Below are 13,176 nucleotides of genomic sequence, written 5' to 3' on the forward strand. Positions count from 1 at the left end.
ACTCCGTAAGGACTTTCGCCCAGCCGATACCTCGTCCGGCCGCCGAAAAACATCGCCCGGGCGATAAACCCTCTCAGCCCCCACAGGCCCGGCGCGCCGGGCGCGCGGGCAATATCGCTTCCGAGAGCTCGGCGAACCCGTCGCCGCGAAGCCCGATGCCGCCGGACCCGCAAGCCGCCTGCTCCACGATCACCCCGCCCTTCATCACGGCCACGCGCGAGCAGAGCCGGGCCACCACGCGCAGGTCGTGGGAGATGAACAGGCAGGACGTGCCCCGCTCGCGCCCGAGCCTGGCCAGGAGCTCCATGACCTGGGCCTGCACGAGCATGTCCAGGGAACTCACGGCCTCGTCCAGCACCAGCACCTCGGGGCCCAGGGCCATGGCCCTGGCGATGCAGACGCGCTGGAGCTGGCCGCCGCTGAACGCGGCCGGGCGCTTGCGGGCGTCGGCGGCCGAGAGCCCGACCATCTCCAGAAGCTCCGCCACGCGCGCCGCCAGGCGCTTCCCGTCCAGGGCCTCGAAGTTGCGCAGCGGCTCGGCCACGATGTCTCCCGCGCTTAAGCGCGGGTTCACCGCGCCGATGAAGTTCTGGAAGACCACCTGGACGTTTCGCCTGAAATAGCGCCAGTCCTTGCCTTTGATCTCGCGCACGTCGCGGCCCTTGAAGCGCACCGCGCCCGAGTCGGGCCGCTCGAGCCCCAGCGCCAGCCGCCCCAGGGTGGACTTGCCGCAGCCGCTTCTGCCCACCAGCCCAAGGCATTCGCCCCGGGCCAGTTCGAAGCTCACGCCCTTCAGCACCTCCACGGGCTTTCCCCCGGCGAACACGCCGCCCTGGCGGTAGGACTTGCGCACGTTCTCCACCGACAGCACGCTCATGACGCCTCCTCCATGGCCCACGCGGGCCGCGCCGCGCCGGACGCCACCGGCGGGCTGTCCTCGCGGGGCGGAGCCAGGGCGTCGTGCAGTTCGAAATGCGCGGCCAGCAGGGTGCGGGTGTACTCGTGGCTTGGGGCGTCGAAGATGCGGCGCACCGGGCCGGTCTCAAGGATGCGCCCGTTTCGCATCACCGCCACACGGTCCGCGAGCCTTGCGGCCACCGAGAGGTCGTGCGTCACCAGGAGCACGCCCAGGCCCCTTGAGCAGCGCAGGCGGTCGATGAGCGCGAGCACCTTGGCCTGGGCGGGCATGTCCAGGTCCGTCGTGGGCTCGTCGGCCAGGAGCAGGCGCGGCCCGGAGAGCATGGCCAGGGCGATCATCACCCGTTGGAGCATGCCCCCGCTCATCTGGAAGGGGTAGAGCGGCAGGAGCGCGGCCGGATCGTCGAATCCGGCTTCGGCCAGGGACTCCAGCGCCCTGGCATGGCCTTCGCCCCAGCCTGTTCCCTGGGCGGCCAGGGTCTCCTTGAAGTGGCCCTTGATGGTCATCACCGGGTCGAAGCAGCTGGACGGGTTCTGCATGATCATGGCCGCGTCCAGAAGCTCGCCCACGTGCATGCCCGTGGCCGTGAGGATGGGGATGAGCGCGTTGACGAACATGTGCCGCCAGACCACCGAGCGCTCGCTCACTCCGCTCACCCGGGCGGAGGCGAAGCGGCGGAAGGCCTAGGACCGGGCGGCGGCCTCGATGGCTTCCAAGGTTTTCACGGCCGTGTCGCGCCAGGAGAAGCGCTGCACGTTTTCGCGTCCCAGGCGCGAGAGCTTCTCGCGCAAATCCGGGCTCGCGGCCACCTCCTCCATGGCCCTGGCCCAGCCGGGCACGTCCCGGGGGGAGAGCATGTAGGCGCTGTCTCCGGCCACCTCGGGCAGGCTCGTGGCGTCGGAGCAGATCACGGGCGTGCCCACGGCCTGGGCCTCCAGCACGGGCAGGCCGAAGCCCTCGAAGAGCGAGGGGAACACGAAGGCCGTTGCCGCGGCGTAGAGCGCGGGCATGTCCGCGCGCGCGACGAAGCCCAGGCGGCGCACCCGGGGGCCGAGGCCCAGCGAGTCCACCCAGGCGGACCAGGATTCGCTCCAGGAGAGCCCGCCCGTGACCACCAGGTCCGCGTCCACGCGGTCCTTGGCCAGCGCGAAAGACTCAAGCAGCGCTTTAAGGTTTTTGCGCGGGGAGATGTTGCCGGTGTAGAGGAAGAACGGCCGGGAAAGCCCGTGCCGGGCGCGCAGGGCCGCGACTGCCTCGGCGCCCACGGGCTTGAGGTAGATGTCGTCGGCAGCCAGGTGCGTCACCGTGATCTTGCCTTCGGGCACGCCCAGGATGCGCACCAGGTCGTCGCGGGTGCTTTGCGAGATGGCCACCAGCCTGTCGGCCAACCTGGCGGTCCAGGCCATGGCGGGCTTCATGTAGAGCGTGTCCGCCAGCCTGTACATGCGGTACTCGCCGTGGAAGTAGCCCAGGTCCATCATGGCGGCCACGGCCTTGCAGGGCACGTGGGGCGGCATGTTGGAGGAGGGGAAGAAGGCCACGTCCGCGCGGTGCTTCCTGAGCGCAAGGGGCAGCTTCACCCAGTCGAAGAGCAGGCGGTTGGGGCAGTCCAGAGAGATTTCCTCCGCGCCGGGAAACGCCCCCAGGTGCTCCTTGCGGGCGTGCAGGAGCACGTAGGTGTTGCGGGTGTCCAGGCGCAGAAGCTCCCCGAGCAGGCTGACCAGGTATTCGCGCACCCCGCCCGAGGCGTACTCCAGGCTGCGGCAGCTCACGGCGATTCGCATGGCGGGTCTATAGCCGCGACACGGGCGCGGGGGAAGGGGGGAAGGCGCGCGTTTGCCCCAGGACGGGTGGGACGCACGGTCCATGTTCATGATGAAAGTGAAACCCGCGAAGCCCATTTGCGGGCCCAGGGGGCATGGCCCCCCGGCAGGGCGTGGGGCTCAAGCCCCGCGTCAAATGAGGCCGCAAACGGCCGTGACGCTCTTCTGGGGCAGGAGCATGTGCGAGGCCGTGAGGCCAAGCCCCGGCAGGGCATGGGCCGAAAGGCGCACGAAGGCCGCCTGGGCTTCGAGCGTGAAATCGCCGTAGCCCGGGCTGTAGCGCCTGGTGGCGCGCCCGCCCTGGGCTTCGCGCTCCAGGCGCGCGGAGGCGTGCAGGGCACGCATGGCCGCCTCCGCCAGGTAGGAGCCCATGCGGTCGAGCATGTACCCGGCGAAAGGTTCGCCGCCCGAGAAAAGCGCGGCCGCGCGCTCCTCCAGGGCGCCGCCGATGGTGGCGGCCATGAGTTGGACGTGCGTCACGCCTTCGAGCGTGCGGGAGAGATCCCGGCTGGCGGCGGCGTGCGGCGCGAAGGCTTTGATGAACTCGGCCAGGTCCATGCGCTGGGACCAAGTGCGCGGGTCGGCCAGCCGTTGAGCCTCGGCCCAGACCGGCGCGGCCTGGGCGTGGGCCGGGCTTCCGGGAGTGACGCGCAGGTAGCGGGCGAGCTTTACGGGGAGGGGAGGCACTAGAACGCCAGCCCGAAGCGGCGCTTTGCCCAGGCCCGGCAGGGCTCCAGGCGGGCGTTGGCCAGGCAGGGCAGGGACCGGCCCGAGAGGAGCGCCCCGGCCTCGGCGATCACCGCGCCAAGCCTAATTTCCATGGTCACGGCCTTCACGGCGGCCTCGTGGGCCAGGCCCTTGCCGAAGCGGCCCTGGCACAGGGCCATCTCGCGGGCGAACACGTCGCCCCAGGTGGCTGTCTTGGAGGCGGGCTGGAGCCTGAAACCCGCCACGATGTGCGGGATGCGCACCATCCGCCTGCCCTGGCTCATGCGCTGGAACAGGTCGAAATCCATGCAGTAGCGGAAATCCGGGTCGATGCCGCCCACGGCGCGGTAGGCCTGCGCGCGCCAGAACGTGGACTGCTGCGGCACGGCCATGTTGTAGCGCATCTGCCTGGCGCTCGGCCGCCAGACCATATCCATCATCACTGGCGTGCCGTCCTCGGCCGTGAGCACCGTGTCGCCCGAGACCATGGCCGCGTCGGGGTTCTCGGCGAAGGCGCGCGCCACCTTTTCCAGGGCGCGCTCCTCCCAGAGGAAATCGTCGGAGTTGATCCAGCCCAGGATCTCGCCGCTGGCGCGCTCGAATCCCTCGATGAGCGCGGCCGTCTGGCCCGCATCCTTTTCACTGCGCCACCAGGCGAGGTGGGCGCCGTGCTCGCGCACGACCTCCACCGTGTTGTCCGTGGAGCCGCCGTCCAGGAGGATGTGCTCCACCTCCACGCCTTTCTGGGCGGCCACGCTCGCGAGGTTCTGGCGCAGGTACTTGGCCTGGTTGAAGGAGGGGGTGACCACGGTCACCTTGGGCAGACGCACGCGAGACCTACCCGGCCGCCTCGGAGAGCACGCGCCACAGGGTCTTGCCCGCGCGGTCCCAGCGGAACTTCGAGGACTGGACGAAGCCCTTGGCCACCATCTGCTTGCGCAGGTCCGGGTCGTCCAGGATGCTGGCGATCTGCACGGCCAGGTCCTCGGGGGATTCGGGGTAGAAGGGCAGGCCCGCGTCCCCGGCCACCTCGGGCAGGCTGGTGGAGTCCGCGTAGATCACGGGCGCGCCGCTGGACTGGGCCTCGGCCACGGGCAGGCCGAACCCCTCGTAGAGCGAAGGGAAGACGTAGGCCAGGGCCAGGCGGTAGGCTTGACGCAGGTCGGTCTCGGGCAGGTAGCCCAGGCAGCGGATCTTGTCCTCGGGGAAGCCCTCGGGCAGGGCGGCTATGAGCGCCTGCTGGTCGCCGAACCCGGCCACGGCCAGCACCGGGATGTCGCGGCCCTGGCGGCGCAGGATGTCCAGCGCCTGGGGCACGATGGCCAGGTTCTTGTGCGGCTGGAGGTTCCCGGCGGTGAGCAGGAAGTCCTCCTTGAGGTTGTGGCGTTCGCGGAAATCCTCGCCCAGGGTGGCCTCGTCCTCGCGCGGTGGGCGGAAGTGGGCCATGTCCACGCCGTAGCTGGGCAGCACCTCCAGCTTGTTGGCCACCTTGCCGAAGACCCGCAGCATCTCGTTGCGCGAGGCCTGGGTGCCGGTGATGGCCCGGGTGGCCCGCTTGAGTCCGGCCTTGTGGCGCAGCCCGAACACGGTGCGGATGTGCCAGGCCAGGGTCTCGGGGTGGGCGTGCCAGAGCACGTCGTGGTACATGCCCACGGTCCTGCCCGGGATGAGCGGCGGGAAGAGCCCGTCAGGCGAGAAGAACACGTCCTGGGGGTTCACGAGCCGCTGCAGGAGCATGCCCGACTGCTGCCAGGCGTAGAGCGAGAAGAAGCGCGCGGTGACGGCGCGCACGAGCCCCTTCTCGACAAGGTCGAGCGCGATGGGGTTGACCAGGGGCTTGCCCGCAAACAGCGTGAATACGGCCTGGCCTTCCGACGCCTCGATCACGTGCGGAAGGATGCACTCCAGGTAACGGCCGATGCCGGTGCGGAAGGGGTAGGCGAGGGGGCTTGCGTCGATGCCGACGCGCAGGACCTTGGGCATGGGGCGGCTCCGGTGCGTTGACATGCGTCAAATTTGTGGAATAGGCAAGTCAGTTCGTGTGAGGGGCGGCCCGCCAAGGCGCGCCCCGTCCCCCGCAACGCGCCGGGCGCGCCAACCAAGGCATCATGAAAAACGACGACTACAAGGCGGTTATCCGCGACCTGACCACGGGATTTCGCGCCGAGGCCCCGCTCCCGGCCCTGCTGGACAGGGCGCTCATGGCCTGGGCCAGGCTCTGGCGCTGGCGGGACCTGGCGGCACGGGCGCTTCGCCGCCTGGCCCCCGGGCTTGCCGTCGGCCGCAGGCCCGGCGAGAAGCCCCTTGTGGCGGTGGACATGTCGTTCTTCAGGCCCGGCCCGGAGCACGATTTCGTCCTGGGCCTGCTTGAGGCCATGGCGGCCATGGCCCCGGACTGGACCTTCGCCCTTGTCGCGGGCCCGGAAACCCTGCGCGCGCTTCGCGGCCTGGAGGGCCCCAACGTCAAGGCGGTTCAGGCCGAGGGCAAATGGCTGGCCGCCCCGCCCTTGAAGCTTCTGGGCAGGCCAGTGGACGCTTGGTTCTGCCCCTTCGCCAGGCCGCGCTTCCAGCACGAGGCCACGCCGCTTGTGAGCATGATCCACGGGCTCGGCCACGCGGCCTTTCCGCACCTCTTCGAGGAGGCGGAGCTGCGCGAACGCGAGCAGAGCTTCCAACTCGCCGTCCGGCGCTCGGCGCGCCTGGCCTGCGTGTCCGAGAGCGTGCGCCGCGAGGCGCTTGAGCACTCGAACCTGCCCCCCGGGCGGGTGCGCGTGGTGACGGCGCGGCTTTCCGGGGCCGAGGGGGCGTCCTCCCGGGACGGGGCGGCGATATGCGTCCGCTTCGGCCTGGCCCCCGGCGGATTCCTGATCTATCCCGCCGATTTCACCGCGCTCAAGAACCACGGCGTGCTGCTCACGGCCCTTGGGATTTTCGCGAAGTCCCAGCCCGGATCGACGCTCAAGCTCGTGCTGGCGGGGGAGGATTCCGGGGCCGCGCGCGAGCTTCACGCGGCGGCCAAGTCCATGGGGCTTTCGGACCGCGTTGCCTTCACCGGACGGCTTTCCGGGGCGGAGCTTTCCGCTCTCATGGCCGTGAGCCTGGCCCTTGTGTTTCCTTCGCTCTACGAGGGCTTCGCCGCGCCCGTGGCCATGGCCCAGCTAATGGGCGTGCCCGTGTTGTGCTCGGACGCGCCCGGCCCGGCCGAGACGGCCGGGGACGCCGCGCTCTTCTTCGATCACCGCAAACCCGAGGACCTGGCCGCCGCCATCGAGCGCGTCGCGACCGAAGACGGCCTCGCCACGGACCTCGCCGAGAGGGGCAGGCGTCGCGCCGCGAGCCGGGGCGCTGTCCGCGACATGGCCAGGGAATGCCTGGAGCTCCTGGACGAGGCCGTCCGCGCAATCGAGACCCAGAGCGCCGTGTGCGAGGGCGTCAGCCGCGAGGCCGTGTCGCCGCGCGTGTTCGCGGCCTTCGGCCCTGTCCCCGGCAGGCAGCGCATCGAGGCGGTCTTCCGTAACGGCGGCGGCGAGCCCCTGGAGTACGAGGCCAGCCTGGACGGCAAGCCCCTGGGGTCGCGCGCCGTGCTCGCTCCCGGGGCCAGGCTGAGGATCGGCCGCCTGGCCAGCCCCTATGGCGGCTGCCTGGAAATTGCCTTCGGACCTTCCGGCACGGATGGCCCCGTGCCCGGGCTTGTCTGCGAAAAACTCGCGCTCGAGGGCGCGCACACCTTCGACCTCCTCGGGAGCGCCTGATGCTTACGCTTTCGGTCATCACCCCGTCGTTCAACCAGGGCCGGTTCATCGGCCGGACCATCGAATCCGTGCTCTCCCAGGGCTATCCCGTGGAGTACGTGATCATGGACGGCGGCAGCTGCGACGACACCGCCGACGTGGCCAAGCCTTACGAAGGCCGCCTGCACTTCGTCTCCGAGCGCGACAAGGGCCAGACCGACGCCCTGAACAAGGGCATCGCAGTGACCCATGGCGACGTGATCGGCTGGCTCAACTCCGACGACGTGTACTGCCCCGGCGCGCTCGAAGCGGTCATGGAGCACTTCGAGGCCCATCCGGAGTGCGACGTGGCCTACGGCATGGCCGACCACATCGACGAGCACGACCGCTTCATCGAGGAGTACCCCAGCGCGCCCTTCGACGTGGAACGCCTGGAGGAGTCCTGCTTCATCTGCCAGCCCGCGCTGTTCTTCCGCCGCCGGGTCATCGAGCGCTTCGGCCTGCCGGACGTGAACCTGCGCTACTGCATGGACTACGAGTACTGGCTGCGCCTGGGGCTCGGCGGGGCGCGCTTTGACTACATCGAGAGGAAGCTCGCGGGTTCGCGCTTCTACCCGGACACCAAGACCCTGGGCCAGCGCCTGGCCGTGCACACCGAGATCAACTCCATGATGGCGGGCGCCCTGGGCTACGTGCCGGACCGCTGGCTGTGCAACTGGGCGCACACGCTCCTGCGCGACAAGATGGGCTTCGACCCGGCCAAACGCTACACCGTGGCGCTCATCGCGGCGGCCTCGCTGGGAGCTTCGCTGTGGTGGAACAAGGGCGTGTCGCGCTCGCTGTGGGCCACGGTGAAGGGCTGGATGGGACGGCCCCGATGAGCCGCGCCGGGAGCTACTAGCCGTGCTGGTGGGCTTCGACGTCAGCCAGACCGGGGCGGGCAAGGCCGGGTGCGGCTACCTGGCCCACGGACTGGCGCACGCCCTGGCCGGGCTCGGCGCGCGCTTCGTGTTCTACCCGCACTTCGGCGACCTCTACTGGGAGCCGAATCCCCGCGCTTGCGCGCGTCCCGGCGAGGGCGCGCGCCTGGGGCCGACGTTCAAGTGGTTCGAGCGCTCCAAGCGCTTCTGGCGCAATCCGCCCCCGGATTTCGAGGCCCGGCTGGGCAGCCCGGACATCGTGCACTCCAACAACTTCTTCTGCCCCGTGGGGCTGAAAAAAGCCCGGCTGGTCTATACGCTCTACGACCTCTCCTTCATGGAGAACCCCCAGTGGACCACCGAACAGAACCGCACGGGCTGCCTGGAGGGGGTGTTCGGGGCCAGTTTGCGGGCGGACTTCATCCTCTCGATCTCTCAAGCTACGCTTGAACATTTCCTGCGGGTCTACCCGCACTATCCGCGCGAGCGCACGGCCGTGATGCACCTGGCCAGCCGTTTCGGGCAGTCGAGCCCCATGCGCCCCCCCGCGCGCCTGGCGGGCCTCGAGCCCGGTTCATACTGGCTCAGCGTAGGCACCATCGAGCCGCGCAAGAACCAGGAGCGCCTTTTCGAGGCCATGGCCGGGCTGCCAGGGACAACCCCCCTGGTGCTGGCGGGCGGGCGCGGCTGGCTCATGGACGACGTGGCCGGAAAGCTCGCCGACCTGGGTCTCTCGGGGCGCGTGAAGCTCACGGGCTACGTGGACGACGCCGAGCTTGCCTGGCTCTACGCCAACTGCCTGGGCTTCGTGTACCCCTCGCTCTTCGAGGGCTTCGGCCTGCCCGTGCTCGAGGCCATGAGCCTGGGCGCGCCGGTGATCACCTCCAATGTGTCCAGCCTGCCGGAGGTGGCCGGGGACGCGGCCCTGCTGGTGGCCCCTGGGGACGCCCCCGCCATCGCGGCGGCCATGGGGCGCCTGGAGGCGGACGCCGGGCTTCGCGCCGGGCTTCGCGACGCGGGGCTCGCCCGCTCGGCGCTCTTCACCTGGGAGGCCGCCGCCAGGGTGGCCCTTTCGGGCTACGAGGCGGCCCTGTCCCTGCCCGGGCTGGCCGGGGTGGGGAGCGGCTGAAATCCGCGCTTCGCCTTGACACGACAGGCCCCCGAACATAACTAAGCCCGTCTTCCCACCCAAAGAACCGCACTCCAAAGGAGACATCATATGGCCTACGACATCCGCCTGGTGAAGCTCATCAACGGCGAGACCGTTCTCGGCAAGTTCGACGAGGAAACCCAGGGCCTCAAGGACCTGGCCATCCTCCAGACCATCCCCACCCAGCAGGGCGTGCAGATGGTGCTCCTGCCCTTCGGCTACCCCTTCGAGACCGAGATCGGCGGCGAGATCAAGGCCGAGCACATCCTCTACGTCTTCAAGAGCTTCCCCGAGGAGCTCAAGAACAAGTACATCGAGGCCACCTCGAACCTGACCATCTCCTCGGCCCGCGACCTGAGCGCGCTCAACCGCATGGGCGCGGCCTCCGGCAAGAGCGGCTCGGGCCTGATCCTGAAATAACCGGCCCAAGGCCGAAACAGCAGACCGGCCGGAAGCGCCGTGCCGCTCGCGCAGCCGCGCGGACGGCACGCCCCGAGCGGAAACGGGCCGCCCGAAAGGGCGGAGCGGGTCCCTGGGCGACGCTCCCGGCCGATGCATTTTCAAATCCATGCGTCACATCCTGCGCCTTCTCCCCAGGCCCAGCCATTACGCCGGAGCCGAGTGGGGCGCGGTCCGCAAGGACCCCGCCTCGGTCTCCGCCCGCGTCGCGCTGGCCTTCCCGGACCTCTACGAGGTCGGCATGAGCTATCTGGGCCAGAAGATCCTCTCCGAGGCGGTCAACCGCCGCGAGGAGTTCTGGGCCGAGCGCGTCTACGCCCCGTCCCTGGAGGCCGCCGCCGTCATGCGCGAGCACGGCGCGGAGCTGTGCACGCTGGAATCCGGCACGCCGCTCCGCCAGCTGGACGCCGTGGCCTTCCACCTGACCCACGAGCTCTGCTACACCAACGTGCTCTACATGCTGGACCTGGCAGGGCTGCCGCTTCGCGCGGCCGAGCGCGACGGGTCGCACCCGCTGGTGCTGGCGGGCGGAGGCTGCGCCTTCAACGCGGAGCCCATCGCGGAGTTCCTGGACGCCATGGTCCTGGGCGACGGAGAAGAGGCCCTGCCGCGCGTGCTGGAGGCCATCGCCCAGGCCAGGGAGAAGGGGCTTTCGCGCGCGGAGCTTCTGTCGGTGCTCAAGGATTCGCCGGGCGTGTACGTGCCGTCGTTCTTCGGCGAGAACGGCCAGCCCCTGGCGCAGGGGTACGAGAAGGTCGAGAAGGCCGTCGTGGCCAACCTGGACGACGCGCCCTTCCCGCTTCTTCCGGCCGTGTCCTGCGGCCAGGCCGTGCACGACCGCATGAGCCTGGAGATCGCGCGCGGCTGCACGCGCGGCTGCCGCTTCTGCCAGGCGGGCATGATCTACCGCCCCGTGCGCGAGCGCAGCCTGCCGAAACTCGCGGAGCTGGCGGACAAGGGGCTCGCCGCCTCGGGCTACGAGGAGCTCTCCTTCCTGTCCCTGTCCACGGGCGACTTTTCCGCCCTGGAGAGCCTCTTCGAGCAGTCCGCCTCGCGCTGCCTGGCGGACCAGGTGGCCATCAGCCTGCCGTCCCTGCGCGCGGGCACGCTCACGCCCAGGATGCTTTCGCTCATGGCCAAGCTGCGCCGCACGGGAGCCACCGTCGCCCCGGAGGCTGGCAGCGCAAGGCTTCGCGCCGTGATCAACAAGGGCATCACCGAAGAGGACGTGCTGGGCCACGCCACCAGGCTTTTCGCCTCGGGCTGGCAGTCCATCAAGCTCTACTTCATGATCGGCCTGCCCACCGAGACCGACGAGGACGTCACCGCCATAGCCGACCTGGCCGTGAAGGTGCTGCGCTGCGCACCGCCAGGGGCCAAGCGCCTGGGCGTCACCGTGTCCGTGTCCACCTTCGTGCCCAAGCCGCACACGCCCTTCCAGTGGGAGGAGCAGATCGGGCGCGAGGAGACAGAGCGCCGCCTGGCCCTGGTCAAGGCGGCCATCGCTCCGCACAAGCGCATCTCGCTCAAGTGGCACGAGCCGCGCATGAGCTGGCTCGAAGGGGTGTTCTCGCGCGGCGGGCGCGCCCTGGCCCCGGCCGTGGAGCGGGCCTACCGCCTCGGGGCGCTCTTTTCCAGCTGGGTGGACATGCTCGAACTGGAGCCCTGGCTCAAGGCCTTCGAGGAGTGCGGCATCGACGCCGGAAGCTGGCTCCGCGCCCGCGATCCGGACGCGCCCCTGCCGTGGGACAACCTGCGCTGCGGCGTCTCCAAGGCGTTCTTGCAAAGCGAGCGCAAGCGCGCCCTGAGCGGGAAGTACACGGCCGACTGCCGCTTCGGCGACTGCATGCAGTGCGGCGCGTGTTCCGAGCTGTGCAACAAGCCCGAGATCTCCGCTTCCGGCGTGCGCCCCAGGGTGAACCTGCCCGAGCCGGAGTGGGCGGCGTCGCTTCGGGAGGCCGAGGCGGGGCAGGCCCCGGACCCCGGCATGCTGAACGCCCCGCCCAAAGCCCGCGAGGAGATCACCCGCAAGGCCGGGCACTTCCGCATCTGGTTCTCCAAGACCGGCCCGGCCGCGTTCCTGAGCCAGCTGGAGCTGGCGAGCGTCCTGGAGCGCGCGCTTCGCCGTTCCGGGCTCAAGCCTTCGTTCTCGGAGGGGTTCCACCCCATGCCGCTCATCTCCTTCGGCTGGGCTTTGCCCGTGGGCGTGGAGAGCCTGGAGGAGTGGTTCGCGCTCTTTTTGCGCGAGGCCGCCTCGCCCGAGTCCATCGCCTCGCGCCTGGGCGCGGCCCTGCCCGAGGGCTTGCGGGTGCTTCGCGTGGAGGGGCTCGGCCCCGGCAAGAAGGTGCCCCAGCCCGTGAGCGAGCAGTTCCTGCTCACCTATCTGCTGCCCGAGGATGAGGCCGCCAGGCGGGTGGGGCAGTGGCGCGAGTTCATGGCGAGCGCGAGCCACCCCTGGCTGTCCGTGACCAAGCGCGGCAGCCGCAGCGTGGACATACGGCCCCTGGTGGTGGAAATGACGGAGCGCTCCGCGCTGGAGCTGGCCGTGACCTTCGACTGGCGGGACAACCGCTACGCCAGCCCGCTCAAACTCGTGGGCGCGGTGAACGAGGGGCTCTCGCTCAAGGACTTCAGCCTGACCAAGCTGCGCCAGATCTTCGCCTGAGGAGTGTGCCTGCTAGCGTAGGTAGGAGTCGATCACGGCCTGCACGCGGCCCTCGGCCTTGAGCTTGTCCAGCGAATGCTGGAGCCTGGCCACGGCCTCGTCGGGCGTGTCCTTGTTCAAGGCGAAGTAGACGTGGCCCTCGTGGAGCACGAAGGCCGTCTCGTAGTCGTCGGGGTTTCGGCCGTTTCTCGCCGCGACCCAGCGGAACACCGCCTCGGGATAGGCGAAGAGGTCGATGCGCCCGCTTTCGAGCTTGAGCAGGTTCGAGAGCGCGTCCGGGGAGACGTCCAGGTCCCGGTTCGCGTAGCCCATGGCCAAAAGCAGTTGCGCGCCCGCGTCGTCCCGGATCGCGCCGATCCTGTAGCTGAATATCTCCGCAGCCGAGGCGAGGTGGATGCCCCGGCCCTTCCTGGCGATCAGCGCGTTGCGGTTGGGCGCCACGGGCCCCACCCACTTGAAGAGCGCTTCGCGCTCGCGCGTGCGCGTCACGGAGAAAAGCAGCGCCCCCCGGTGCGCCTGGGCGTAGGAGTAGGCCCTGGCCCAGGGCAATACCTGGATTTCCCCGCCGGCGCGAATCCCCGAATCCTCGAGCACGAGCCGGAGCACGTCCGTGCTGATGCCGCGCAACTGCCCGTTCTCGGTGAAGTTGTAGGGAGGGAACTCCTCGGTGAGCACCGTCAGGGCGTTCTGGGCCCGTGCCGCGCCGGGGAAGGCCGCCAGCGCGCACAGCGCGGCGGCGAGGATGGCGGTCTGGAACGAAAACCGCATTTCTTGACCATGCTCCCTTGAACGAAGCGGGGC

General features: G+C 69.9%; 12 protein-coding genes. 5 read left to right on the plus strand and 7 right to left on the minus strand.

The annotated features are described in order from the left end of the window. Positions 1-73 precede the first annotated feature (73 nt). The 6 genes from ACZ5V4_RS16975 to ACZ5V4_RS17000 all read right to left on the minus strand — a co-directional run bounded on the left by ACZ5V4_RS16975 (position 74) and on the right by ACZ5V4_RS17000 (position 5,433). Entirely contained in the window at positions 74-877 is an 804-nt protein-coding gene (locus ACZ5V4_RS16975) for an ABC transporter ATP-binding protein (protein ID WP_464316054.1), read from the minus strand. Then, entirely contained in the window at positions 874-1,566 is a 693-nt protein-coding gene (locus ACZ5V4_RS16980; RefSeq protein ID WP_464316055.1) for an ATP-binding cassette domain-containing protein, read from the minus strand. Before ACZ5V4_RS16980 ends, ACZ5V4_RS16975 begins: the two co-directional genes overlap by 4 nt. Positions 1,567-1,602: 36 nt before the next feature. Next, complete coding sequence (locus ACZ5V4_RS16985) at positions 1,603-2,703, minus strand: glycosyltransferase family 4 protein (RefSeq protein WP_464316056.1); 1,101 nt, start codon at positions 2,701-2,703, stop codon at positions 1,603-1,605. Between the two features lie 171 nt (positions 2,704-2,874). Beyond that, positions 2,875-3,429, minus strand: coding sequence for a hypothetical protein (locus tag ACZ5V4_RS16990; protein ID WP_464316057.1), 555 nt, complete (start codon positions 3,427-3,429; stop codon positions 2,875-2,877). Next, the gene (locus tag ACZ5V4_RS16995) at positions 3,429-4,280 is read right to left on the minus strand and encodes a glycosyltransferase family 2 protein (RefSeq protein ID WP_464316058.1); all 852 of its coding nucleotides are present in this window, start codon (positions 4,278-4,280) and stop codon (positions 3,429-3,431) included. The genes ACZ5V4_RS16990 and ACZ5V4_RS16995 overlap by 1 nt, the downstream gene beginning before the upstream one ends. 7 nt (positions 4,281-4,287) lie before the next feature. Beyond that, entirely contained in the window at positions 4,288-5,433 is a 1,146-nt protein-coding gene (locus tag ACZ5V4_RS17000) for a glycosyltransferase family 4 protein (RefSeq protein WP_464316059.1), read from the minus strand. A 125-nt stretch (positions 5,434-5,558) separates the two neighbouring features. On the opposite strand from ACZ5V4_RS17000, the gene ACZ5V4_RS17005 reads away from it, so the two are divergent. The 5 genes from ACZ5V4_RS17005 (at position 5,559) to ACZ5V4_RS17025 (ending at position 12,375) form a co-directional block, all read left to right on the plus strand. Further along, positions 5,559-7,202 (plus strand): glycosyltransferase family 4 protein, encoded by a 1,644-nt coding sequence (locus ACZ5V4_RS17005; RefSeq protein ID WP_464316060.1) that lies wholly within the window; start codon positions 5,559-5,561, stop codon positions 7,200-7,202. Beyond that, positions 7,202-8,062 carry a glycosyltransferase family 2 protein gene (locus ACZ5V4_RS17010; RefSeq protein ID WP_464316061.1) on the plus strand — a complete coding sequence of 287 codons (861 nt, stop codon included), beginning with the start codon at positions 7,202-7,204 and terminating at the stop codon, positions 8,060-8,062. The genes ACZ5V4_RS17005 and ACZ5V4_RS17010 overlap by 1 nt, the downstream gene beginning before the upstream one ends. A gap of 22 nt (positions 8,063-8,084) precedes the next feature. Further along, positions 8,085-9,230 carry a glycosyltransferase family 4 protein gene (locus ACZ5V4_RS17015; RefSeq protein WP_464316062.1) on the plus strand — a complete coding sequence of 382 codons (1,146 nt, stop codon included), beginning with the start codon at positions 8,085-8,087 and terminating at the stop codon, positions 9,228-9,230. Between the two features lie 90 nt (positions 9,231-9,320). Continuing rightward, positions 9,321-9,671, plus strand: a complete 351-nt coding sequence (locus tag ACZ5V4_RS17020) for a hypothetical protein (RefSeq protein WP_464316063.1) — start codon at positions 9,321-9,323, stop codon at positions 9,669-9,671. Between the two features lie 148 nt (positions 9,672-9,819). Continuing rightward, complete coding sequence (locus tag ACZ5V4_RS17025) at positions 9,820-12,375, plus strand: TIGR03960 family B12-binding radical SAM protein (RefSeq protein WP_464316064.1); 2,556 nt, start codon at positions 9,820-9,822, stop codon at positions 12,373-12,375. 12 nt (positions 12,376-12,387) lie between these two features. Here the strand turns inward: ACZ5V4_RS17025 and ACZ5V4_RS17030 are convergent, their stop codons facing one another. Next, on the minus strand, positions 12,388-13,143 hold the full coding sequence (locus tag ACZ5V4_RS17030; protein ID WP_464316065.1) for a substrate-binding periplasmic protein: 756 nt from the start codon (positions 13,141-13,143) through the stop codon (positions 12,388-12,390). Positions 13,144-13,176 lie beyond the last annotated feature (33 nt).

The organism is Fundidesulfovibrio sp. YSD1, from assembly GCF_055397115.1.

Bases quoted from the DNA above. Each gene is read 5' to 3' on its own strand.
- ACZ5V4_RS16975 (WP_464316054.1), bottom strand. From the start codon at position 877: ATGAGCGTGCTGTCGGTGGAGAACGTGCGCAAGTCCTACCGCCAGGGC.
- ACZ5V4_RS16985 (WP_464316056.1), bottom strand. From the start codon at position 2,703: ATGCGAATCGCCGTGAGCTGCCGCAGCCTGGAGTACGCCTCGGGCGGG.
- ACZ5V4_RS17000 (WP_464316059.1), bottom strand. From the start codon at position 5,433: ATGCCCAAGGTCCTGCGCGTCGGCATCGACGCAAGCCCCCTCGCCTAC.
- ACZ5V4_RS17005 (WP_464316060.1), top strand. From the start codon at position 5,559: ATGAAAAACGACGACTACAAGGCGGTTATCCGCGACCTGACCACGGGA.
- ACZ5V4_RS17010 (WP_464316061.1), top strand. From the start codon at position 7,202: ATGCTTACGCTTTCGGTCATCACCCCGTCGTTCAACCAGGGCCGGTTC.
- ACZ5V4_RS17020 (WP_464316063.1), top strand. From the start codon at position 9,321: ATGGCCTACGACATCCGCCTGGTGAAGCTCATCAACGGCGAGACCGTT.
- ACZ5V4_RS17025 (WP_464316064.1), top strand. From the start codon at position 9,820: ATGCGTCACATCCTGCGCCTTCTCCCCAGGCCCAGCCATTACGCCGGA.
- ACZ5V4_RS17030 (WP_464316065.1), bottom strand. From the start codon at position 13,143: ATGCGGTTTTCGTTCCAGACCGCCATCCTCGCCGCCGCGCTGTGCGCG.